Genomic DNA, 23,829 nt, shown 5'->3' with positions numbered 1-23,829 from the left:
AAGGGTGAGCAGGATGAAGAAAATTTCAGTACTTGGAGCAGGGAGCTGGGGAACAGCTCTTGCGCTTGTATTAGCTGATAATCATCATGATGTACACATGTGGGGACATAGACAAGAATTAATTGATCAAATCAATGAGAAACATGAAAATCATGATTACTTGCCTAATGTTGCATTGCCAGCGTCTATTCAAGCGACAACAGATATGAAACAGGCACTAGAAGGGACAGATGCGATTATTGTCGCTGTGCCAACAAAGGCTATTCGAGAGGTATTGAAACAGGCAAATGAGTTCATTACGTCAAAGGTGCCATTTGTTCATGTCAGTAAAGGAATTGAACCAGATACGCTTCTTAGAATTTCTCAAATGATTGAACAAGAAGTCCCAAAAGCAAAAAGAGAAGCAGTTGTTGTCCTGTCAGGACCAAGTCACGCTGAAGAAGTTGGCTTGCGTCATCCGACAACTGTTACAGTTTCATCAGAACATATTGAAGCGGCTCAATTTGTTCAAGATTTGTTTATGAACAACAACTTCAGAGTGTACACAAACCCTGATGTGATTGGTGTGGAAATTGGCGGGGCGCTGAAAAACATCATCGCTCTTGCGGCAGGAATCACAGACGGACTCGGATATGGCGATAATGCGAAAGCAGCGCTCATCACAAGGGGGCTTGCTGAAATCGCCCGCCTCGGCACAAAAATGGGAGGAAACCCTCTTACGTTTGCCGGGTTAACAGGTGTTGGAGATTTGATTGTCACATGTACAAGTGTTCATTCACGTAACTGGCGCTGCGGGAATTTACTCGGTAAAGGATATAAGCTCGAAGAAGTGCTTGAAAAAATGGGGATGGTTGTCGAAGGCGTCCGCACAACAAAAGGCGCTTATCAGCTCTCCAAAGAATACAAGGTCAGCATGCCGATTACGGAGGCTCTTTACGGCGTCCTATTTGAAGGGAAAAAGGTTGACGATGCTGTAGAATCCTTAATGGCACGTGTGAAAACACATGAGATGGAAGACCTTGTGAACATGTTCGAAAACCAAACAAAGTAATTGGAAGACTGAACTTAGGCGTGTAGAGGATGCAAGAAGGGGCAGACTTGCATAACATAACAATGAAGTTTGAATAGAGCTTTGCCTCTACAGAATGAGGAAAAATAGTCGACCTAATGACTGAAGCAGAGTCCCCCTCTTTGCTTCAGTTTTTTTATGCACTTTTTTCTGAATGATTGGAAAAATGATTGATATTTTACTTAATTTTGGTTTAGAATGAAATATAAACGCTTACAATTCGTTTGTATTAGAGGGGGACAGGCACGATGAGTTTTGCTTTAATCAAGATGTGGTTTGCACTTGGTTCAATGGGGCTCATGTTTTTAGCCGTTGTAACCATTTATCTGAGTAGGTTTAAGCTGAAGAGCCGGTTTCTGAAAATAACAGCCTCAACTGTCGCGTACAGCTTAATGCTCATATCAGGTATCATTGTGTTTTTAGTTGTATTTAGCGGGCCGGTCAATGAATAAAGAAAAAGGAAGAATGTGATGATCAAAGCAAAAATCAGTGTCATGCTGTTAACACTTATTTTACTTACGGGGTGCCTCTATCCAGAGAATCGCAAAGCTGAAAACCGCGTGCCATATAAAGAGCAGCTGCAAAGTGTGCAGACAGCGATTGAAGATTTTCAAAAAGCGACAAATGGCCTTTTGCCCATTGAAACAAAAGAAGGCGACACACCGATTTATCAGAAGTATGTCATTGACTTTAAGCGTCTGTCACCAAGATATTTACACGATGTACCGTCGACATCTTTTGAAGGCGGGGGCGAATATATCTATGTCCTCACAGACGTCGAACAAAACCCAACGGTGAAACTGCTTGATGTCAAAATGACGCAAACGATCAGTGAATTACGTCTAAGGATCAAAATATATCAAGATGAACATACATATCCGCCATATGGCAAAGTAGTATCCAAAGATTTATATACGTTAAATGAAAAAAAACTAGGGTTAAAAGCACCGCCTACAGTGACGAGCCCTGTCACGGGGGAATCCCTTCCATTACTGATTTCCTCAAATGGCGAAATCTATGTTGACTATCGCAGTGATTTTGCCCAGATTTTGAAAAATACGAAACAAAAGCTGAAACCAGGTGAAAATATTCAAGATGTCTATTGGCAGGAAACCCCGTTTGTACCAGCGTTTTCTGTTCCATATACGATCAACAAAAAAGGTGAGCCGGCTTTTTTAGAAAAAAAGACGTCATAAACAAGAATGAACCTTTCTCCTCTGCATATAAATGAGGAGAAAGGTTTTTTTATGGCTAAACATACTCTCAAAACAAAAAAGGTGTCATATTCAAATAGGACAACGTCATACACATATATTGTCCTGACACCTTTCAAGCACCGTTTGATTGAAGTATAGAGTATTTTATTTGAAAACGAGGATAGCAAGTCCGGGAGGGGATCACTTGGAAAAAGTCGATATTTTCAAGGATATCGCTGAACGAACAGGAGGCGATATATATTTAGGAGTCGTTGGAGCTGTTCGTACAGGGAAATCTACGTTTATTAAAAAGTTTATGGAGCTCGTGGTGCTCCCGAATATCAATAATGAGGCAGATCGTGCAAGAGCACAGGATGAATTGCCGCAAAGTGCAGCAGGAAAAACCATTATGACCACAGAGCCAAAATTTGTGCCAAATCAAGCGGCATCCATTCACGTGAGCGACGGCCTGGATGTCAACATTAGACTTGTCGATTGTGTAGGCTACACCGTGCCTGGTGCACGCGGGTATGAAGATGAAAATGGTCCGAGAATGATTAATACACCGTGGTATGAAGAGCCAATCCCGTTTCATGAAGCAGCGGAAATTGGTACACGCAAGGTCATTCAAGAGCATTCAACCATTGGTGTTGTGATTACAACAGATGGATCAATTGGGGAAATCCCAAGACATGACTATATTGAATCAGAAGAACGTGTCATTGACGAACTCAAAGAAGTTGGAAAGCCGTTTATTATGGTAATCAACTCTGTGAGACCTTATCACCCTGAAACAGAAGCACTGCGGCAGGAACTTAGTCAAAAATATGATATTCCTGTACTCGCGATGAGTGTCGAAAGTATGAGAGAACAAGACGTTCTCAGTGTACTTCGTGAAGCATTATATGAATTTCCAGTGCTTGAGGTGAATGTGAACCTGCCAAGCTGGGTCATGGTACTAAAAGAAGATCATTGGCTAAGAGAGAGTTATCAGGATTCAGTGAAAGAAACCGTCAAGGATATTAAGAGATTAAGAGATGTTGACCGAGTGGTAGGTCAGTTCAGTGAATTCGATTTTATCGAAAGAGCGGGCTTAGCAGGCATTGAAATGGGTCAGGGGATCGCAGAAATTGATCTGTATGCGCCGGATGATCTATATGATCATATCCTAAAAGAAGTGGTTGGTGTGGAAATTAGGGGCAAAGATCACCTTCTTGAGCTCATGCAAGATTTTGCACATGCGAAAACGGAGTATGATCAAGTGTCTGACGCTTTGAAAATGGTGAAGCAGACTGGTTACGGAATTGCGGCACCAGCTTTGTCAGATATGAGTTTAGATGAGCCGGAAATCATTAGGCAAGGATCAAGATTCGGCGTCAGATTAAAAGCAGTCGCGCCATCTATTCATATGATTAAGGTAGATGTAGAAAGTGAGTTTGCGCCGATTATCGGAACAGAAAAACAAAGTGAAGAGCTCGTCCGATACTTAATGCAAGACTTTGAAGATGATCCGCTTTCTATCTGGAATTCCGATATATTTGGACGCTCACTCAGCTCGCTTGTCAGAGAAGGCATTCAAGCAAAACTCTCGCTGATGCCGGAAAATGCAAGGTATAAACTAAAGGAAACGCTTGAACGAATTATTAACGAAGGATCAGGCGGTCTGATCGCGATTATTCTATAGGATGTGAGACCTCTCATTGATGGGGGTCTTTTTTTGCGTGCGGGTGAAGTCATAAAAAGACAATTGTATAAAGATTAGTCAGATTCAGGCTGAAATTAGGAATATTCGTTCGTAAAAGTGCCCTTAATCCTTGACGAATAAGGATTCTTCCCTTTAAAATGCTTGATATGGTATTTCATATGTGTTAATCTACTTACAGAAAATCTTCACTTTGTTGGACAAACATTCCTTCAAAGAGAAGTTTTCTAATGAAAAGCCATGTATGACGCTTTCTAGACGCTCTTTTTTTCAAAAAAAGTGTATAGAAAGAAGATGAATTGTGAAGAAATGATAACAATCTATTGAATGCATATTTTTGGGAGGAGGTGAAAGGCATGAACAAGACAGAACTTATTAACGCGGTTGCTGAAGCAAGCGAGTTATCTAAAAAAGACGCGACAAAAGCAGTTGATTCTGTTTTTGATACAATTTTAGATGCACTTAAAAATGGTGACAAAATCCAACTTATTGGTTTTGGTAACTTTGAAGTACGTGAGCGTTCAGCTCGTAAAGGACGTAACCCACAAACTGGTGCAGAGATCGAAATCCCTGCAAGCAAAGTACCTGCTTTCAAACCAGGTAAAGCACTTAAAGACGCGGTGGCAGGTAAATAATCGTTATGTGTAATGATCCTATTGAAGGAGTTATACATATACAGTTTCACACTGGTCTAGAAAAGCCCCTTTGATAAGGGGCTTTTCCTTTTGAATCAAATGGTTTGTTTAGAACGCTCTCCTTTGCTTTTAGGATCTGAAGTGTGCTAGAATCTGAATGAAATGTAATCGCCTTTGGAGGATATAATACATGAGTGAAATAAATAAAGAATTAATCGAACACGCGGTACGCGATATATTAAAAGCAATCGGAGAAGATCCAGATCGTGAAGGACTTCTTGATACCCCAAAACGAGTAGCAAAAATGTATGAAGAAGTGTTCTCGGGATTAAATGAAGATCCAAAAGAACATTTTAAAACCATTTTTGGTGAAGATCATGAAGAACTCGTTCTTGTCAAAGATATTGCTTTTCATTCAATGTGTGAACACCACCTTGTGCCATTCTATGGCAAAGCCCATGTCGCTTATATTCCGCGCGGCGGAAAAGTAACGGGACTCAGCAAGCTGGCAAGAGCAGTAGAGGCCGTGGCAAAGCGCCCGCAGCTTCAGGAACGCATTACATCAACGATTGCAGACAGTATGGTAGAAACCTTAAATCCACATGGTGTGATGATTGTCGTTGAAGCAGAGCATATGTGTATGACGATGCGCGGAGTGAAGAAGCCCGGCGCTAAAACAGTCACTTCAGCCGTACGCGGTACATTTGCAAATGATGCGGCAGCAAGAGCAGAAGTGCTTTCATTTATTAAAAACGACTAATCCATAGATGGAAGGTGAACAGATTGAGTGAAAATAAAGCATCTGATTTTGTGGTGATTAAAGCCATTGATAATGGTGTCAATGTGATCGGCTTAACTAGAGGTTCCGATACAAGATTTCACCATTCCGAAAAGCTCGATAAAGGTGAAGTCATTATCGCACAATTTACTGAGCACACATCAGCCATCAAAGTGCGGGGCGATGCTGTCATTCAAACAAGCTTCGGTGAAATTCAAAGCGAAGCAAAGAAATAACGCACGACTATGCACTTGATAGCATGAAAGTCAGGCCTGATATGGTATAATAAATCTCTATACAATGTAGAGAGCTACATATGAAACTGTAATTTTTGGGACAAGGGTGATATCTTTGCAAGACATCTACGGAATTTTATCTAATCTGAATATAAAATTAAACAAAAAGCTTTCTCATCCTTATTTGGCGAAGCATTTGCGTGCGCCGCTCATCGATGAAGATAAGCTCCTTCTTTTTCATGCAATGTTTGATGAAGCTCAAATCGATGCTGAGAAAAAAGAAAATTATATTTTAACGGCGATGCTTGTGCAAATTGCCCTTGATACCCATGACGAAGTCACAACTGCTGCAGCCATCAAACAAGACGAATTCAAAAATCGTCAGTTGACCATCCTAGCAGGAGACTATTTCAGCGGTCTCTATTACTCTCTTCTCTCTGACATGAAAGATATTTACATGATCCGCACTCTCGCCACGGCGATCAAAGAGATTAATGAACATAAAATTAGACTATATGATCGATCCATTCAAGATGCAGCCCACTTTTATAAAAGTGTTGCTACAGTGGAATCTGCGCTATTCCAAAGAATTTCTGAGCACTTTCAATTGACGCATTGGAATGAAATTGCAAGTCGCTTCCTTGTTTATAAACGTTTTATGAAACAAGCAGAAGACGACAAACATTTAAAACTTTTTTTGAACGATAGCTATACGGACGCCTATACATGTTTTGACAACTTTGAGAATGAAGGCTATGAAAAGGCCAAACGATCAATCAAGGAGCATCTAGTTTCATCTCCGATCGTTCAAAAAGAGCTATTAAATCGCTTGGATCATATGAAAAATGAACCTGCGTACCATCAGAAAGTGGAAGAAGGGTAAGTCATGCAGCAATCAAAAGAACAGCGAGTACACGGTGTATTTGAAAAAATTTATAAAAACTATGACCAAATGAACTCTGTCATTAGCTTTAAACAGCATAAAAAATGGCGCGATAAAACAATGAAGCTCATGAATGTTCAAAAAGGAGCCAAAGCACTAGATGTATGCTGCGGAACTGCCGATTGGACGATTGCGCTTGCAGACGCTGTTGGAGAAACAGGCGAGGTCAAAGGTCTTGACTTCAGTAAAAATATGCTGAGTGTTGGCGAAACGAAGGTGGAAACAGGCGGCTACAATCAAATTGAGCTGCTCCACGGCAATGCAATGGAGCTTCCTTTTGAGGACAACTCATTTGATTATGTCACAATCGGTTTTGGCCTTCGAAATGTCCCTGATTATTTAACAGTGCTAAAGGAAATGACACGAGTGGTAAAACCCGGTGGAATGGTTGTCTGCCTTGAAACATCACAGCCTGAGATGATTGGGTTTAAACAAGGGTATTATGTCTATTTCAAATACATCATGCCGCTCTTTGGCAAACTGTTTGCCAAAAGCTATCAGGAGTATTCATGGCTTCAAGAATCAGCCAAAACGTTCCCTGGCATGAAAGAACTGGCGTCTCTTTTTGAAGAGGCCGGTCTATCTGATGTCTCGTATCATCCATTTACAGGCGGTGTAGCAGCAACACATATCGGAAAGAAGCTTTGAATAAACGATATTTGGGTGAAAATAATGAAACTAAAAGCAATGATTTCTTTTCTAAATCATGATATCGATATAATTGAAAAAGAGCTTGAACAAACCGTTCGCTCTGATTATGCATTATTAAGTGAAGCCGGTCTTCATTTGCTGCAAGCGGGCGGAAAACGAATCCGCCCCGTTTTTGTTCTCCTTTCAGGCATGTTTGGTGACTATGATATTAATAAAATTAAATATGTAGCCGTAGCGCTTGAATTAATTCATATGGCATCACTTGTCCATGACGATGTCATTGATGATGCAGAACTGAGAAGAGGAAAACCGACGATTAAAGCAAAATGGGACAACAGAATTGCGATGTACACGGGGGATTACTTATTTGCAAGGTCACTCGAGTACATGACGAAAATCAATCACCCAATGGCACATGAAATTTTGTCAAAAATGGTCGTCGAGCTCTGTCTTGGGGAAATAGAACAAGTCAAAGATAAATACAACATGGACCAAAACCTTCGTACATATTTAAGAAGAATTAAGCGAAAAACAGCCTTGCTTATTGCAGGCAGCTGCCAATTAGGTGCGATTGCAGCTGGAACAGATGAAAAAACACATAAAGCCCTTTACTGGTTTGGGTACTATGTTGGTATGTCGTACCAAATCATTGATGATGTCCTTGATTTTACATCAACTGAAGAAGAATTAGGCAAGCCTGTTGGTGGGGACCTTTTACAAGGAAATGTCACTCTTCCTGTTTTATATGCGCTTCAGAACCCGACGTTAGAAGGTCAGTTGAAGCTGATCAATAGTGAAACGACGGAAAAGCAGCTGAAACCTGTGATTGAACATCTCAAACAAACAGATGCGATCGACCGTTCCATTCGAGTGAGTGAAATGTATTTGAAAAAAGCATTTGAACAGCTCGATCAACTTCCGCGTGGGCGGGCTAAATCTTCATTAGCGTCGATTGCAAAATATATTGGTAAACGAAAATTCTGATCAACGTTTCGTTGATTGGTTTTTTTGTGAAATTTTTTGTCAAAAATTGATTATTATAAAAAAAAATGATACGATCACTTTGTAACAATGTAAGCCTATACATACATAACGACGGGGTGGAAAACGTATATGGACAAAACATTTCTTATGGTCAAACCTGATGGTGTGGAAAGACAATTAATCGGTGAAATTGTGTCAAGATTCGAAAAAAAGGGGCTTCAGCTTGTTGGAGCAAAGCTCATGAGCATTCCAAAAGAAGTAGCAGAAACACATTACGGAGAGCATAAAGAAAAACCATTTTTCGGTGAATTGGTTGACTTTATTACGTCAGGACCTGTATTTGCGATGGTATGGCAAGGTGAACAAGTCGTAGACGTAACAAGGCAGATAATTGGAAAGACAAATCCGAAGGAAGCGCTTCCGGGAACAATAAGAGGCGACTATGGATTAACTGTTGGCAAAAACATTATCCATGGCTCAGACTCACCAGAAAGTGCCGAAAGAGAAATCAACCTGTTCTTCAAACAAGAAGAACTGACAAACTGGGATCAAACGATCTCAAGCTGGATTTATTAATGTTCAAGCCAAAGTGTTCATCAAACGATCACTTTGGCTTTTTTATATTGAGATTTCTATACGAATTTTCGCATGAGATGATACAAATTTATGATAAAAACAGCTATACTAGGACAAAGATAGATGAGACAGGAGAGGACATTGATGGATCAGTATCAAGTATTTGTTGGAAAATGGAAAAAACTAACTGGGGTAGATCTGAATTTATATAAAGAAGCACAAATGAAACGAAGATTAACATCTCTTTATGATAAAAAAGGATATAAAGATTTTGAGGCATTTGCGTCTGCTCTTGAAAAGGACAAAGCACTATTAGATGAAACGATGGATCGAATGACGATCAATGTGTCAGAATTTTACCGAAACTATCAGCGCTGGGAAGTACTTGATCAAAAAATCCTGCCGCTGCTTTCAAAAAACAGCGGCACCCTAAAAATATGGAGTGCAGCTTGCTCAACTGGAGAAGAGCCGTATACACTCTCAATGCTGCTATCAAGCCATCCGCTTGTGAAAGACTTCCAAATTATTGCAACGGATATTGATGATAAAGTCCTGCAATCCGCGCAAAAAGGAAGATATCATGAACGATCTTTGCAAGAGGTGCCAGATCAAATCAAGCAAAAATATTTCACCAAAGAAGATTCTTCATTTTACACGGTGAAGGATGAGATTCGAAAGCACATTCAATTTAAGAAACACAACCTTTTAGCGGATCCATATGAAAAACAGCTGGATCTCATCGTGTGCCGAAATGTCCTCATCTACTTTACAGAAGAGGCGAAAGAAGAAATTTACTTAAAAATGAGCAGCAGTTTAAAGCAAAACGGCGTATTATTTGTTGGTTCTACAGAACAAATTTTTCACCCAGAAAAGTTTGGACTAACCTCTGCTGATACTTTCTTTTATCAAAAGAAGGGGTAGTAGCTGACTTTTTAGTAGGAAGTGTGTTATTATAGTTTTACTTAAAAGCGTTAATGCGATGAAGGGAGAATAAGTCATGAGGTACTTAACAGCAGGTGAATCACATGGTCCACAACTGACCACAATTATTGAAGGAGTTCCAGCGGGACTTTACATAGAGCAGGATGACATCAATTATGAACTGGCTAGAAGACAAAAAGGTCATGGCCGCGGAAGAAGAATGCAGATTGAAAAAGACCAAGCGAAAGTGTTAAGTGGAGTCCGCCACGGGAAAACATTAGGTTCTCCTATTGCACTTGTTGTTGAAAATAATGATTGGAAGCACTGGACAAAGGTCATGGGTGCAGAGCCAATTACTGAAGAAGAAGAGAGTGAAATGAAGCGTCAAATCTCTCGTCCAAGACCAGGGCATGCGGATTTAAATGGTGCGATTAAATATGGTCACCGTGATATGAGAAACGTATTAGAGCGCTCATCAGCACGCGAGACAACGGTTCGTGTAGCAGCAGGTGCAGTAGCGAAACAAATTTTGGCTCACCTTGGAATCAAAGTGGCTGGTCACGTCCTTGAAATTGGTGGAGTAAAAGCTTCCCATACCACTTATGAATCTATTGAAGATTTGCAAAAAGTAACAGAAGAATCACCTGTTCGCTGCTATGACAGTGAAGCTGGTCAAAAAATGATGGATGCCATTGACGAAGCGAAGCAAAACGGCGATTCAATTGGTGGTATTGTCGAAGTCATCGTTGAAGGGATGCCAGTTGGAGTCGGCAGCTATGTGCACTATGACCGCAAACTGGATAGCAAGCTTGCAGGTGCAGTACTGAGTATCAACGCTTTTAAAGGTGTTGAATTTGGTATTGGCTTTGAGGCAGCTTCTAAAAATGGCAGTGAAGTTCATGATGAAATCATCTGGGATGAAGAAAAAGGCTATACGAGAAAAACAAACCGCTTAGGTGGTCTTGAAGGCGGAATGTCAACTGGCATGCCGATTGTCGTAAGAGGGGTTATGAAACCAATCCCAACCTTATACAAACCATTGCAAAGCGTGGATATTGAGACAAAAGAACCTTTCTCTGCAAGTATTGAGCGTTCTGACAGCTGTGCTGTTCCTGCCGCAAGTGTTGTGGCAGAAGCAGTCGTTGCATGGGAAATCGCCAATGCAGTGGTTGAGCAGTTTGGTCTTGATCAAATTGACCGCATTAAAGAAAATGTGGACAAAATGCGCCAGCTTCAGAGGGAGTTTTAATGAAAACACTGGAAGTGAAGACGTCTTCAGCTACTTATCCTGTATATATCGGTGATGGGATTAGACAAAATATCGTAGACTTGATTACTTCCACTGGGCGATCCTACACGAAGCTCTTTATCGTGACAGATTCAGCCGTCGATGCCCTTTATGGAGATGAAATGGTTCAATTACTGAAACAGAAATGGTCTGTACAAAAAATAGTGGTGCCAAACGGAGAACAATCAAAATCTTTTGCGCAGTTTGAGCAGATTCATACGAAAGCCATCCAATTTCAACTCGACCGCTCCTCATGCATCATTGCATTAGGAGGCGGGGTGATTGGAGACTTGGCTGGCTTTGCTGCTGCCACTTATATGAGAGGCATTGATTTTATTCAAGTACCGACCACGCTGCTTGCACATGATAGTGCAGTCGGCGGAAAAACCGGAATCAATCATCCGCTCGGCAAAAATTTAATTGGTGCGTTTCATCAACCGGCTGCTGTCATCTATGATACAAGTATGCTAGAGACACTCTCACCAATAGAGCTGAGATCAGGCTTTGCTGAGGTGATAAAACATGCACTGATTTCAAGTGAAGTCTTTTTATCAGAACTGATGTCCATTCGTTCGTTGACAGAATTATCAAAGGATGAACTGGCACATATGCTTTATCAAGGGATTCAAGTGAAAGCATCCATTGTTCAAGAAGATGAAAAAGAACAAGGTGTGCGGGCATACTTGAATTTAGGTCATACACTAGGGCATGCCATTGAAGCGGAGTATGGATACGGTGCGATCACGCATGGAGATGCCATTGCAATTGGCATGCAGTTTGCTTTATATGTCAGTGAAAAAGAGCAAGGACTCAGTCTAGATCGCGAGAAACTTAAAGTGTGGATGAAAGAACTAGGGTTCCCAGTACAAGTCACACAAACGATTTCAACCAAAACATTTGTCGATCGCATGATTGGTGATAAGAAGGCAAGAGGCGGGAGTGTTCAGTTTGTTTTGCTAAAACAAGTTGGAGACGTCACCCTGCAATCTTTCACAAAAGATGAGCTGTATCACTGGCTCGAAGAATGGAAACGGGAGGAGGGCTGTCTATGATGTTTCGCGGCATACGCGGGGCTACAACTGTGACAGAAGATACTGAAACAGAAGTGTTAACCAAAACGAAGCAGCTGCTAGAAGCGATCATTTCAAAAAACCAAGTAGATCCAGAGCGTGTCGTGCAGATCTTGATTTCAGCTACACAAGATATTCACTCTGTTTTTCCAGCAAAAGCACTCAGGCAGTTTGAAGGATGGACCTATGTGCCTGTCACTTGTATGCAAGAGCTTGACATTGATGGAGGTCTAAAGAAGTGTATTCGCGTTTTAATGACCGTTCAGACAGATGTCAAGCAGGAAGACATACAGCACGTATACTTGGAAGAGGCTGTCACGCTTCGGCCTGATTTACAGTTGACAAAAAACAAGGAATTATAATACGATATGAACAGCTGAAGTTTACACACAGGTGTGAACGGCATTGCAAGCTTAGAGAAGATGAGAATGAGACTAGGGTAGTTGAGATGAGTAGAGTTGAGCAGAGATACGATACTTCTATTTAATCATACTGCCTAAAAGAGCGAAGCCTCTTTTAGGCTTATTTCGTATACTCAAACAAATCCTCAAGATGTCCCCTCATTCTCCTTAATTCCATTTAAGGAGTGTGCTTATGAAATCCCAATCAAACCTTACCCAATTTTTAAGAGACAGCCAGTTTTACAAAACCATCCCGATTGTTGAAACCATTACAGTTGATACGCTCTCACCCATTCAAATTGTTGAGAAACTGAAACAGGATATTGTGTATTTGCTAGAAAGCAAAGACGAATCTTCTAGCTGGTCGAGATATTCCTTTATCGGATTACATCCTTTTTTAACATTACATGACGAGCAAGACCATTATATTGCTCGTGACGCTGCAGGAAAGTCAGTGATGCAAAAAGCGGAGCTGAAAGAGTTGCTTGACTGGATGAAAGAGCAATATCAAATCAAGACACCTGAAATTGAGATCCCATTTACTGGCGGAGCCGTAGGGTACTTAAGTTACGACCTCATTCCCAACATTGAGCCGTCTGTCAAGCCGCATCCGAATGCATCAACAACAGATAATTGCACATTATTTGTTTGCCAAACAATGATCGCATTTGATCATGAAACAAACCAAGTTCATTTTATTCAGTACACGCAGCTGAACGGTCATGAAACAGACGAAGAAAAAATTCTGGTTTATCGAGAAAATCAAAAGCAGCTTGAACTGATGGTACAGCAGCTTCATACAAAAATTGATATGAAAGAACTGATTATCTCAGGGAATATGAATGAACCCCCTTCGTTTGAACAGGTGACGTCTACCTATGAAAAAGCAAAATTTTTAAAGGATGTCGAAAAAATCAAGGAGTATATTCGAGCGGGTGATATCTTCCAGGGTGTACTTTCTCAGCGTTTTGACATTCCAGTGACAGTGAGCTCATTTGAATTATATCGTGTGCTTCGGATCGTCAATCCATCACCGTATATGTATTTTATGAAATTAAAAGATCGAGACTTAGTGGGAAGCTCGCCAGAACGATTAATCCATGCGAAAAACGGTCACTTAGAAATCCATCCAATTGCTGGTACAAGAAAACGAGGAATGACAAAAGAAGAAGATGATGCACTAGCAAGAGAGTTGCTCGATGATGAAAAAGAAAAAGCAGAACATTACATGCTAGTGGATCTGGCTCGAAATGATGTGGGGCGTGTGGCAGAGTATGGCAGTGTGTCTGTCCCAACTTTTACAAAAGTCGTGAACTTTTCGCACGTCATGCACATTATTTCTATTGTGACAGGGAAGCTGAAGCAGGATACACATCCAGTAGATGCACTTATGTCCGCTTTTCCAGCAGGCACATTGACAGGCGCCCCAAAAATTAGGGCGATGCAATTATTAAACGAAATGGAGCCTGAGCCAAGAGAGACGTATGGCGGCTGTATTGCCTATATTGGTTTCGACGGCAATATCGATTCCTGTATTACCATTCGCACAATGAGCGTCAAACATCAGACTGCTTCAATACAAGCAGGTGCCGGCATTGTCGCTGATTCCGTTCCAGAAAACGAATGGGAAGAGACATGTAATAAGGCAGGAGCACTTCTAAAAGCCATTCAGCTTGCTGAACATATTTTCTCAGAAAAGGAGAGTGTGCCAAATGAATCAACGACTATCAGCTCTTGTTAATGGAGGAAAACTATCAGAAGAAGAAGCGAATGGCCTGATGCATGATATGATGAGCGGCTCGTTAACAGATGCTGAAGTCGCTGCTAGTCTATCTATTTTAGCGCATCGAGGAGAAACCGCCGAAGAAATGACAGGCTTCGTGAAAGCCATGAGGCAGCATGCAGCACCAGTGGAAAGGTCACTTGATGTCGTTGATACGTGCGGGACAGGAGGCGACGGTTTATCAACATTTAATATATCAACAGCCGCTGCCATCGTTGCTTCGGCTGCTGGGGCGAAAATCGCCAAGCACGGAAATCGTTCCGTCTCCTCTAAAAGCGGGAGTGCTGACGTGCTAGAATGTCTTGGTATTCAAATTCAATCCACACCTGAAGAAACAAGACGGCAAATACAGCAGAAAAACATGGGCTTTTTATTTGCACCGCTCTATCATTCTTCTATGAAACAAGTAGCCGCCGTACGCAAGCAGCTCGGATTTCGGACGGTATTTAACTTATTAGGACCGCTTTGCCATCCGATGCAGGCCAAAAAGCAAATCATTGGTGTGTATGCAAAGGAAAAGGCAAAGCTCATGGCGAAAGCTCTTGCTCCTTTAGAGCCAGAACATGTCCTGTTTGTTTGCGGAGATGATGGGCTGGATGAATTAACCATTACAGCAAATTCATACATCATTGAACTCAAAAAAGGTGTCATGACAGAATATACGTTAAACCCAGAAGACTTCGGACTTGAAAAAGGGCATTTATCAGACATTCAGGTCCAATCACCAGAAGAAAGCGCCAAATTGATTCAGAATATATTGAATTATCAAGCGGGTGGAGCACCGCTTCATATTACAGCGCTTAATGCTGGGGCCGCATTATATGTGGCAGGAAAAGCAGAGAGTCTGATGGCAGGGACAATGAAAGCATTAGAAACGATCAAAAACGGATCAGCTAAAGAACAATTAGCCCGTCTAAAACAAAAAACGAAAGAGGAAGAGATCTATGCTTAATCAAATTATCGCCCGTAAAAAAGAACATGTGCAAACCTTGCAATTACCTGAGGAAGGACATTATGAAAGACAATCATTTAAAGAAGCCCTTATGAATCCTCACCGCTCGATCGGACTGATTGCTGAGGTGAAAAAAGCGTCTCCTTCCAAAGGCATCATTCAGCCTCATTTTGATCCTTTACAGACAGCAAAAGCATACGAAGCATCAAATGCAGATTGTTTATCTGTCTTAACGGATGAACCGTTTTTCCAAGGGAAAAACGAATATTTGTCTCTTATTAAAGAACACATCACACGTCCTATTTTAAGAAAAGATTTCATTATTGACTCTATACAAGTAGAAGAATCGAAACGGATAGGGGCAGATGCCATTTTATTAATTGGAGAGGTGCTTGAGCCGCAAAAGCTGTATGAGCTCTATACAGAAGCGAAAGAAAAAGGAATGGATGTCCTCGTTGAAGTACATGCAGCACATACACTAGAAAAGATTTTACACCTATTCACTCCTGAGATCATCGGTGTGAACAACCGGAATCTCAATACGTTTACAACAACTGTTGAACAAACAAAAGAGATCGCGCCACTTGTTCCAAAAGACGTATTACTAGTAAGTGAAAGTGGCATAAAGACATTTGATGATCTGACCTTTGTGAAACAGCACGGAGCAAACGCCGTTCTTGTTGGTGAATCTTTAATGAGGGAACGATCACAGGAGAAAGCCGTTCAGGCATTGTTCGGAGAATGAAGAAAATTAAGCCTTACTTAAAATATTGCGGTGCTGTCTCACAAGAGGATGTCGCATGCATCTCGCAATCTCAAGCGGATGCCATCGGTTTTATTTTTGCGCCGAGTAAAAGACGAGTTGATCCAGATCAAGTGAAACACTGGCTGTCACAAGTAAAATGCAAAAAAGAGATAGTGGGGGTATTTGTGAATGAAAAAACACCAAAAGTGTGCGAGATCACAAACAACCTCCCCTTAGATATTGTGCAGCTTCATGGCGATGAGACGCCAGAAGTTGCAAATGACATTAAACAGCATACGAAGGCGCTCGTTTGGAAAGTGTTCCATCACGAGCCCGATGTAAACGACACACTTGAACATATGACGGCATTCGCTCCAAGTGTCGACGGTTTTCTCATTGATGCGAAAGTAAAAGGAATGAGAGGCGGTTCTGGAACAGCTTTTGCATGGGAGGCGGTGCCTTCATATGTTCAGCATGCAAAACAACTGGGAAAAACTTGCGCCATTGCTGGCGGGATCACGCCAGACACCATAATAGATCTGCTTGCTTTTGGTCCAGACGTCATAGACCTTTCAAGCGGTATAGAAGAAAACGGGAAGAAAAGCAGTACAAAGATGAAAGCGCTCGAAGAAAGGATGTTGAACCATGTACGCATATCCAAATGAGATTGGCAGATATGGAGAATTTGGAGGGAAATTCGTTCCTGAAACGCTCATGCAGCCACTAGAAGAGATCGAACAAGCTTTTCGTGAATTAAAAGAAGACCCTGCTTTTCAAAAGGAATATATATCGCTTTTGAAAAACTATTCAGGCAGACCAACCGCACTCACATATGCTGATCAATTATCGGCATATCTCGGCGGTGCTAAAATCTATTTAAAAAGAGAAGATTTAAACCATACAGGCGCTCATAAAATTAACAATGCGCTTGGGCAGGCACTGCTAGCGAAAAAAATGGGGAAATCAAATATTATCGCCGAAACAGGAGCAGGTCAGCACGGTGTAGCTGCTGCAACAGTGGCGGCAAAATTCGGTTTATCCTGCACTGTATTTATGGGAAAAGAAGATGTGGAAAGACAATCACTCAATGTGTTCCGAATGAAACTACTCGGCGCTGAAGTCATACCTGTTACTAGCGGGAACGGAACATTAAAGGATGCAACCAATGAAGCCATCCGCTATTGGGTCCAGCATTGCAGTGACCACTTTTATATGATTGGCTCAGTCGTTGGACCTCATCCGTATCCTCAAATCGTCAGTGAATTTCAGCGGATGATCGGAGATGAGGCAAAAGCACAGATACTTGAAAAGGAAGGGCAGCTTCCTCATAAAGTCGTTGCCTGTGTTGGCGGCGGAAGCAATGCGATAGGAATGTACCGGGCGTTCTTAGATGAAGAGGTCGATATCATTGGTGTAGAAGCTGCTGGGAAAGGAATCGACACTCCGCTTCATGCAGCAACCATCACGAAAGGGACAAAAGGTGTCATACATGGATCTTTGACATACTTGATCCAAGACGAATTTGGTCAAATTATTGAGCCTTATTCGATTTCAGCTGGATTAGACTATCCGGGGATTGGGCCAGAGCATGCGTATTTGCATGCGAGCGGCCGGGTTCAATATGTGAGTGCGACAGATCAAGAAGCACTAGATGCGTTAAAGCTGCTCACAGAAAAAGAAGGAATCCTGCCAGCGATCGAATCTGCACATGCTTTAGCAAAAGCGTTTGAAATGAGCCAGAACATGAGTGAAGACGACATTGTTCTTGTCTGTTTGTCAGGCAGAGGAGATAAGGACGTGCATACATTAATGAATGTGCTTGAAAGTGAGGGTGAAACAAAATGATCACATTTCAATTAGAGCAAGGTCAGAAATTATTTATTCCATTTATTACAGCGGGTGATCCATCAGAAGAGATCACCATTGATTTAGCCCTCGCGCTTCAAGCAGCAGGGGCACATGCGATTGAACTAGGTGTTCCGTATTCCGATCCGTTAGCGGACGGCCCCGTCATTCAAAGAGCTTCTAAAAGAGCACTTCATCATGGTATGAATATCGTAAAAGCGATAGAATTAGCAGGAAAGATGAAAAAAAACGGCGTAAAAATTCCTGTAATTCTATTTACGTATTATAATCCTGTGTTACAATTAGACACAGAATACTTTTTCGCTTTACTGCGCAAAAATCATATTTCGGGACTCTTAACACCCGACTTGCCTTTTGAAGAGAGCAGCGAGCTACAGAAGAACTGTCAAGCACACGACATTTCATATATATCACTCGTTGCACCAACAAGCAAGGAACGATTAGAAAAAATTGTAGAGCAGGCAGAAGGTTTTGTGTATTGTGTTTCATCTCTCGGCGTCACAGGTGTCAGACAATCTTTCGACGCATCGATTACAGATTTTATTCAACAAGTGAAACAGTTGAGTCAAATACCAGTTGCTGTAGGTTTTGGTATTTCAACAAGAGAACAAGTAGACTCAATGAATAAAATGAGTGATGGTGTCGTTGTCGGCAGTGCGCTTGTCAAAAAAATTGAAGAGCTTCAAGAACAATTAGTAGCAAGTGATACACGCCAAGAGGCTTTAAGAGAATTTGAAACATATGCAAAAACATTTAGTCCCCTCTATTCATTCAAATGAGGTGAAACATTTTGCAAATCAAAGATCAATTAAAACAGCTAAAACCGTATCAACCTGGGAAACCAATTGAAGAGGTCAAAAAAGAATATCAATTAGACAAAATTGTGAAATTGGCTTCAAATGAAAACCCTTTTGGATGTTCCACACATGCAAGAGAGGCTATACAAGCTGAACTTGAACATTTAGCGATTTATCCAGACGGATACAGCGCAAGTTTAAGAACGGAACTGGCTGAGTTTCTTCAAGTAAATGAAAAACAATTAATATTCGGGAATGGCTCAGATGAACTTGTGCAAATTATTGCTAGGGCATTCCTTGATCAACATACAAATACGGTGATCCCATCTCCGTCATTCCCGCAATACCGTCACAATGCAGTAATTGAGCATGCAGAGATTAGAGAAGTACCACTTCTAAATGGTGGAGCTCATGATCTAAAGGGAATGCTAGATGCGATGGATGACAACACAAAAGTCGTTTGGGTGTGTAACCCGAACAATCCGACAGGAAATCATTTGTCAGAATCTGAGCTAGTATCGTTCTTAGATCAAGTGCCTGCTCATGTGCTTGTCGTTCTAGATGAAGCATATTTTGAATATGTCCGCGCAGAAGACTTTCCGAACAGTTTATCTCTATTAAAAGCCTATCAAAATGTCATTGTATTGCGCACATTCTCTAAAGCATATGGACTTGCGGCACTTCGAGTAGGTTATGGGGTTGCTTCAGAGGAATTGATTACCGCCATTGAACCTGCGAGAGAGCCATTTAATACAAGTCGTATCGCTCAGGCAGCTGCACGTGCAGCCATTAAAGATCAAGACTTCATTCAATCGTGCAGACAAAAAAATGAAGCAGGTCTTAAACAATATCAAGAATTTGCAGACCGTTTTGGATTATTTATCTATCCATCTCAAACAAACTTTGTGCTGATTGATTTTAAAAGAGATGCAGATGAGCTGTTCAATGCACTTTTGAAAAAGGGCTATATCGTTCGATCTGGTCAAGCTCTCGGATTCCCAACTTCTTTACGTATTACTGTTGGAACAAAGGAGCAAAATGAAGAAATCCTAACTACACTTGCCGATTTATTACAAGGCATTCGTGCGTAGCATAACAATGAAGTCATATCCTGTTTATGGGATATGGCTTTCGTTGTAACTCATCCAATATACATATAAGCTAGAAACAGCTTGTTTAATTTTCGCGAAAAATCAGGTGATGAACATGAATGAAGCAAACGAAACCATATTAATCGCTGGGCTCGGTTTAATTGGTGGTTCTATTGCACTGTCGATTAAAAAAGAATTTCCACATAAAAAAATTGTAGGCTATGATGTCTCTAAAGAACAAATGATTGCTGCAACAAAACTAGGGATCATCGACGCGACTGCCGAGTCCTTTATGGAAGGCTTAAATGAAGCAGCAACGATTATTTTGGCAACGCCAGTACAACAAACCGTCAAAATGTTAAGTGATATTGCAGCATCTGGAATTGAAAGAGAGCTCACGATTACGGATGTAGGGAGCACAAAGCAAAAGGTCGTTCACTTTGCTGAAAAAACGTTGCCTGATCATTACCAATTTATTGGCGGGCATCCGATGGCAGGGTCTCATAAATCAGGTGTCATTGCAGCGAAAGACTTTTTATTTGAAAATGCATTCTACATTTTAACGCCAGCAAAGGTAACAAGTCGTCAGGCTGTTGACCGTTTGAAGGATCTGCTGAAGGGAACCAATGCTCATTTCATTGAAATGACACCCGAAGAACATGATGCTGTGACAAGTGTGATTAGTCACTTTCCACATATCGTCGCTGCCAGTCTTGTGCATCAAGCGCATCATTTTGAAGAAGAATTTCCTCTTGTAAAACGGTTTGCTGCTGGAGGCTTTCGAGATATTACCCGTATTGCATCAAGTAATCCTGCAATGTGGCGCGATATCCTTTTGCACAATAAAAACAAGATTTTAGACCGATTTCATGAATGGAAAAAAGAGATTGACCGCATTGAATCCTTTGTGCAACAAGAAGATGCTGAGGGGTTATTCTCTTATTTCCAAGAGGCCAAGGAATATCGCGACGGCCTGCCTCTGAGGAAAAAAGGAGCTATCCCTGCTTTTTATGATCTTTATGTCGATGTGCCGGATCATCCTGGTGTTATTTCGGAAATTACAGGATATCTAGCAAATGAAAACATCAGTATTACAAATATCCGTATTATTGAAACGCGAGAAGACATTAACGGGATTTTACGCATTAGTTTTCAAACAGATGACGATCGAAAGCGGGCAGAACTCTGTATAAAAAATAGAGCAAATTACGATACATTTTATGCTGATTGAGGTGAGGAAGATGAAAATTCATAAAAGTGCTCCTATGAATGGAGAAATTCATATTCCAGGAGATAAATCCATTTCTCATAGATCTGTGATGTTTGGCGCTATTGCTGACGGTACTACAGTAGTAAAAAACTTTCTTCCTGGCGCTGATTGTTTAAGCACGATTGATTGTTTTAGAAAAATGGGTGTCGACATCGAACAAAAAGGTACAGATGTTGTCATTCATGGTAAGGGACTAAAAGGACTTAAAGAGCCGAGTGATATTCTCGATGTCGGTAACTCTGGCACGACTATTCGTTTAATGATGGGAATCTTGGCTGGCTGTGAGTTCCACAGTACGCTGATCGGAGACGAAAGTATTGCCAAAAGACCGATGAAACGGGTAACAGGTCCGCTAAGACAATTAGGAGCCAAGATAGATGGCAGAGCAAGTGGCGAGTATACACCGCTTTCTATACGTGGGGGCAATTTAAAAGCTATCTCTTATGAGTCTCCGGTTGCAAGTGCGCAAATTAAATCGGCTGTCCTTTTAGCTGGACTGCAGGCAGAAGGAACAACGACGTTAACTGAACCGCATAAATCAAGAGACCATACCGAAAGAATGTTATCAATGTTTGGTGTCTCGCTACATGAAGATGCACAAAGTGTTTCAATTGAAGGTGGACAAACGTTAAAAGCAACAGATGTATTTGTCCCTGGAGATATTTCTTCAGCTGCATTTTTCTTAGTGGCTGGATCTATCGTTCCAAACAGCCGGATTGTATTGAGAAATGTCGGTTTGAACAAAACGAGAACTGGTATTATAGATGTGCTAAAACAAATGGGTGCAGACCTCGACATTCAAGAAGTGGATGCTAAAGGCGGAGAACCGTACGGTGATTTAACGATCTCTACCTCTTCATTAAAAGGGATCGACATTTCAGGTGATATGATCTCTAGACTGATCGACGAAATTCCTATTATTGCGCTCCTAGCTACTCAAGCAGAAGGAACAACGATCATTAAAGATGCCGCTGAATTAAAAGTGAAAGAAACCAATCGTATTGATACAGTCGTTTCAGAACTTAAAAAACTAGGTGCTCATATTGAAGCAACAGATGATGGAATGAAGATTCATGGTAAAACGAGCCTTAAAGGCGGCGCAGTCGTCTCAAGCTACGGAGATCATCGAATTGGTATGATGTTAGGAATTGCGGCATGTATAACAGAGCAAGCAATCGAGATTGAAGATACAGATGCAGTACGTGTATCTTACCCAAATTTCTTTGAACACATTGAATACTTAACGCAAACAGTCTGAGGATTTCCTCAGGCTTTTTCTTTCCTTTTGCATATTTGAAAGAACTATAGCATAGCTTGTCTCAAGGTGAAACCTTGAAAAAGAGCATTTTGCTGATTCAAAAACAATTTTTTAGTGTATTCGGTTTACAAATCGTCAGTTTAGTAAAGTATTGATTGAAAAAGAGTCTTCAAAACACAAAAATGGCTTCATGTTAAAAGAGCAACATATTTGCTGGATATGCAGCTGTCGATTATGATATGAAGTAACAACAGTTTAGGTTTTTGGAAACAGAAAGGAACGGTTTGATTTGAATAGTTCATTACAAGAAGCCATAAAATTAGTTGAGGCGGGTGAGACTGAAAAGGGACTCCAAACACTTGCTCAAGCAGAGAAGCATCTTCATGATGAAGAAAAAGCGCAGGCAGCTCAGTTATATTATGACTGGGGAGATATTGATAAAGCGCGGAATCTCATTAGTGATTTACATGATTTATATCCAGAAGAAACAGGATTAACCTGTTTTTATGCAGAGTTGTTAATAGACTCTGATGAAGAAGAGAAGGCAATAGCAGTTCTTGAAACGATTCCTGAAGATGACGATGCGTTTCCAGAGAGTTTATTGTTAATGGCAGATTTGTATCAAATGCAAGGACTATTTGAAGTCAGTGAACAAAAGCTTTTAAAAGCGAAAGAGTTACTACCTCATGAAGCCGTCATTGATTTTGCTTTAGGGGAATTGTATTTTTCTCAAGGTCTTTCAAAGAAAGCAGCCGACTATTTCTACAAAGTGGCCGATCAACAAAATGAAATTGGCGGTGTCAATGTATATCAGCGGCTCGCTGAATCATTAAGCACAGCTGGAGAATTTGAAGATGCCCTTGAATGGTATGAAAAGGCTGTAAAGGATCAAGTGGATCCAAATACACTTTTTGGCTACGGATTTACAGCGATGAGGGCTGGCAGAACGAAAACGGCTATTCAGCAGCTCTCTGAACTAAAAGATATTGATCCTTCGTATTCGTCACTTTATATGCCTTTAGCCAAAAGCTATGAGGAAGAAGGACTATATCATGAAGCTTTAGAGATAGTAAAAGAAGGAATTAAAGTGGATGAGTATAACAAAGAGTTATATTTATATGGGGCAAAGATTGATTTGAAAAATGGCCATTCGGAAGATGCGAAAAAATTGCTTCAAGAAGCACTTGCTCTTGATCCAGGATATATTGAAGCGGTTCAAACGCTGCTTGCGATCTATTTAAATGAAGAGCTGTTTGATGAAATTCTGGATGTGATTAAAGAGGTTAAAAGCTTTGGGGAAGAAGATCCAAAATGGAATTGGTATGCTGCTTCTGCTTCTGTCGGACGAGAAGAATACGATGAAGCCGCTGAGTATTTCAAACTTGCTCTGCCTGATTTTGATGAGGAACGTGACTTTTTATATGAATATGCTTCGTTCCTTTTAGAAGAAGGCAGACAAAAAGAAGCCTTGCCGTTATTACGAAAAGTTCTTCAGAAAGATGGCACCAATGAAGAAATTGAAGAAACGATTTTAAGAATTGAAGACGAAATTTCCTTATAGTTTGCAGGAATGAAGAACTGGTTTGTTGAATAATTCATGTATAGCAATTTAATTTA

25 protein-coding genes are annotated in these 23,829 nt (G+C 40.9%); all 25 read left to right on the top strand.

Translation table 11 applies throughout. The annotated features are described in order from the left end of the window. The first annotated feature begins 13 nt into the window (after nucleotides 1-13). The 25 genes from NSQ11_RS10605 (at nucleotide 14) to NSQ11_RS10485 (ending at nucleotide 23,773) form a co-directional block, all read left to right on the top strand. On the top strand, nucleotides 14-1,051 hold the full coding sequence (locus NSQ11_RS10605) for an NAD(P)H-dependent glycerol-3-phosphate dehydrogenase (RefSeq protein ID WP_048003160.1): 1,038 nt from the start codon (nucleotides 14-16) through the stop codon (nucleotides 1,049-1,051). Nucleotides 1,052-1,317: 266 nt separating this feature from the next. Then, on the top strand, nucleotides 1,318-1,521 hold the full coding sequence (locus tag NSQ11_RS10600) for a DUF2768 domain-containing protein (protein WP_008344530.1): 204 nt from the start codon (nucleotides 1,318-1,320) through the stop codon (nucleotides 1,519-1,521). A gap of 18 nt (nucleotides 1,522-1,539) precedes the next feature. Continuing rightward, nucleotides 1,540-2,265 (top strand): hypothetical protein, encoded by a 726-nt coding sequence (locus NSQ11_RS10595; protein WP_007500961.1) that lies wholly within the window; start codon nucleotides 1,540-1,542, stop codon nucleotides 2,263-2,265. 205 nt (nucleotides 2,266-2,470) lie between these two features. Beyond that, nucleotides 2,471-3,949: a stage IV sporulation protein A gene (gene spoIVA, locus NSQ11_RS10590; RefSeq protein ID WP_008344534.1), complete on the top strand. Its 1,479-nt coding sequence runs from the start codon at nucleotides 2,471-2,473 to the stop codon at nucleotides 3,947-3,949. 374 nt (nucleotides 3,950-4,323) lie between these two features. Continuing rightward, complete coding sequence (gene hbs / locus NSQ11_RS10585) at nucleotides 4,324-4,602, top strand: non-specific DNA-binding protein Hbs (RefSeq protein ID WP_003215863.1); 279 nt, start codon at nucleotides 4,324-4,326, stop codon at nucleotides 4,600-4,602. Between the two features lie 190 nt (nucleotides 4,603-4,792). Further along, nucleotides 4,793-5,362, top strand: coding sequence for a GTP cyclohydrolase I FolE (gene folE / locus NSQ11_RS10580; RefSeq protein ID WP_003215789.1), 570 nt, complete (start codon nucleotides 4,793-4,795; stop codon nucleotides 5,360-5,362). Nucleotides 5,363-5,385: 23 nt separating this feature from the next. Further along, nucleotides 5,386-5,616 (top strand): trp RNA-binding attenuation protein MtrB, encoded by a 231-nt coding sequence (gene mtrB / locus NSQ11_RS10575; protein WP_008344541.1) that lies wholly within the window; start codon nucleotides 5,386-5,388, stop codon nucleotides 5,614-5,616. A gap of 115 nt (nucleotides 5,617-5,731) precedes the next feature. Then, complete coding sequence (locus NSQ11_RS10570) at nucleotides 5,732-6,499, top strand: heptaprenyl diphosphate synthase component 1 (protein ID WP_007500958.1); 768 nt, start codon at nucleotides 5,732-5,734, stop codon at nucleotides 6,497-6,499. Nucleotides 6,500-6,502: 3 nt separating this feature from the next. Further along, nucleotides 6,503-7,207, top strand: a complete 705-nt coding sequence (locus NSQ11_RS10565; protein ID WP_035391650.1) for a demethylmenaquinone methyltransferase — start codon at nucleotides 6,503-6,505, stop codon at nucleotides 7,205-7,207. A 24-nt stretch (nucleotides 7,208-7,231) separates the two neighbouring features. Beyond that, complete coding sequence (gene hepT / locus NSQ11_RS10560; protein WP_007500951.1) at nucleotides 7,232-8,194, top strand: heptaprenyl diphosphate synthase component II; 963 nt, start codon at nucleotides 7,232-7,234, stop codon at nucleotides 8,192-8,194. A 129-nt stretch (nucleotides 8,195-8,323) separates the two neighbouring features. Continuing rightward, entirely contained in the window at nucleotides 8,324-8,770 is a 447-nt protein-coding gene (gene ndk / locus NSQ11_RS10555) for a nucleoside-diphosphate kinase (RefSeq protein ID WP_003216015.1), read from the top strand. Between the two features lie 144 nt (nucleotides 8,771-8,914). Continuing rightward, nucleotides 8,915-9,691 (top strand): protein-glutamate O-methyltransferase CheR, encoded by a 777-nt coding sequence (locus NSQ11_RS10550; RefSeq protein WP_008344547.1) that lies wholly within the window; start codon nucleotides 8,915-8,917, stop codon nucleotides 9,689-9,691. A 76-nt stretch (nucleotides 9,692-9,767) separates the two neighbouring features. Beyond that, complete coding sequence (gene aroC, locus NSQ11_RS10545; protein ID WP_046343851.1) at nucleotides 9,768-10,940, top strand: chorismate synthase; 1,173 nt, start codon at nucleotides 9,768-9,770, stop codon at nucleotides 10,938-10,940. Further along, nucleotides 10,940-12,031, top strand: a complete 1,092-nt coding sequence (gene aroB, locus NSQ11_RS10540) for a 3-dehydroquinate synthase (protein ID WP_017359757.1) — start codon at nucleotides 10,940-10,942, stop codon at nucleotides 12,029-12,031. The genes aroC and aroB overlap by 1 nt, the downstream gene beginning before the upstream one ends. Beyond that, nucleotides 12,028-12,411 carry a chorismate mutase gene (aroH, locus tag NSQ11_RS10535; RefSeq protein ID WP_008344549.1) on the top strand — a complete coding sequence of 128 codons (384 nt, stop codon included), beginning with the start codon at nucleotides 12,028-12,030 and terminating at the stop codon, nucleotides 12,409-12,411. Before aroB ends, aroH begins: the two co-directional genes overlap by 4 nt. 232 nt (nucleotides 12,412-12,643) lie before the next feature. After that, a complete protein-coding gene (gene trpE / locus NSQ11_RS10530; RefSeq protein ID WP_048003159.1) occupies nucleotides 12,644-14,191 on the top strand; it encodes an anthranilate synthase component I in 1,548 nt (515 codons plus the stop codon). After that, nucleotides 14,163-15,185, top strand: coding sequence for an anthranilate phosphoribosyltransferase (trpD, locus tag NSQ11_RS10525; protein WP_048003158.1), 1,023 nt, complete (start codon nucleotides 14,163-14,165; stop codon nucleotides 15,183-15,185). The genes trpE and trpD overlap by 29 nt, the downstream gene beginning before the upstream one ends. Then, on the top strand, nucleotides 15,178-15,930 hold the full coding sequence (gene trpC / locus NSQ11_RS10520) for an indole-3-glycerol phosphate synthase TrpC (RefSeq protein ID WP_048003157.1): 753 nt from the start codon (nucleotides 15,178-15,180) through the stop codon (nucleotides 15,928-15,930). The genes trpD and trpC overlap by 8 nt, the downstream gene beginning before the upstream one ends. Beyond that, nucleotides 15,927-16,595 carry a phosphoribosylanthranilate isomerase gene (locus NSQ11_RS10515; RefSeq protein ID WP_017359753.1) on the top strand — a complete coding sequence of 223 codons (669 nt, stop codon included), beginning with the start codon at nucleotides 15,927-15,929 and terminating at the stop codon, nucleotides 16,593-16,595. The genes trpC and NSQ11_RS10515 overlap by 4 nt, the downstream gene beginning before the upstream one ends. Beyond that, entirely contained in the window at nucleotides 16,576-17,775 is a 1,200-nt protein-coding gene (gene trpB, locus NSQ11_RS10510) for a tryptophan synthase subunit beta (RefSeq protein ID WP_007500937.1), read from the top strand. Before NSQ11_RS10515 ends, trpB begins: the two co-directional genes overlap by 20 nt. Further along, nucleotides 17,772-18,575, top strand: a complete 804-nt coding sequence (gene trpA, locus NSQ11_RS10505) for a tryptophan synthase subunit alpha (RefSeq protein WP_017359752.1) — start codon at nucleotides 17,772-17,774, stop codon at nucleotides 18,573-18,575. Before trpB ends, trpA begins: the two co-directional genes overlap by 4 nt. 11 nt (nucleotides 18,576-18,586) lie before the next feature. After that, nucleotides 18,587-19,684, top strand: a complete 1,098-nt coding sequence (gene hisC / locus NSQ11_RS10500) for a histidinol-phosphate transaminase (protein WP_017359751.1) — start codon at nucleotides 18,587-18,589, stop codon at nucleotides 19,682-19,684. Nucleotides 19,685-19,799: 115 nt separating this feature from the next. Further along, nucleotides 19,800-20,915: a prephenate dehydrogenase gene (locus tag NSQ11_RS10495; RefSeq protein ID WP_017359750.1), complete on the top strand. Its 1,116-nt coding sequence runs from the start codon at nucleotides 19,800-19,802 to the stop codon at nucleotides 20,913-20,915. Nucleotides 20,916-20,925: 10 nt separating this feature from the next. Beyond that, on the top strand, nucleotides 20,926-22,212 hold the full coding sequence (gene aroA, locus NSQ11_RS10490) for a 3-phosphoshikimate 1-carboxyvinyltransferase (RefSeq protein ID WP_017359749.1): 1,287 nt from the start codon (nucleotides 20,926-20,928) through the stop codon (nucleotides 22,210-22,212). A 289-nt stretch (nucleotides 22,213-22,501) separates the two neighbouring features. Beyond that, entirely contained in the window at nucleotides 22,502-23,773 is a 1,272-nt protein-coding gene (locus NSQ11_RS10485) for a tetratricopeptide repeat protein (RefSeq protein ID WP_035391664.1), read from the top strand. The last annotated feature ends 56 nt before the right edge of the window (nucleotides 23,774-23,829 follow it).

It is taken from the genome of Bacillus sp. FSL W7-1582, assembly GCF_038593325.1.
GTDB lineage: Bacteria > Bacillota > Bacilli > Bacillales > Bacillaceae > Bacillus > Bacillus altitudinis.
This window is presented reverse-complemented; position numbering and strand designations above follow the sequence as displayed.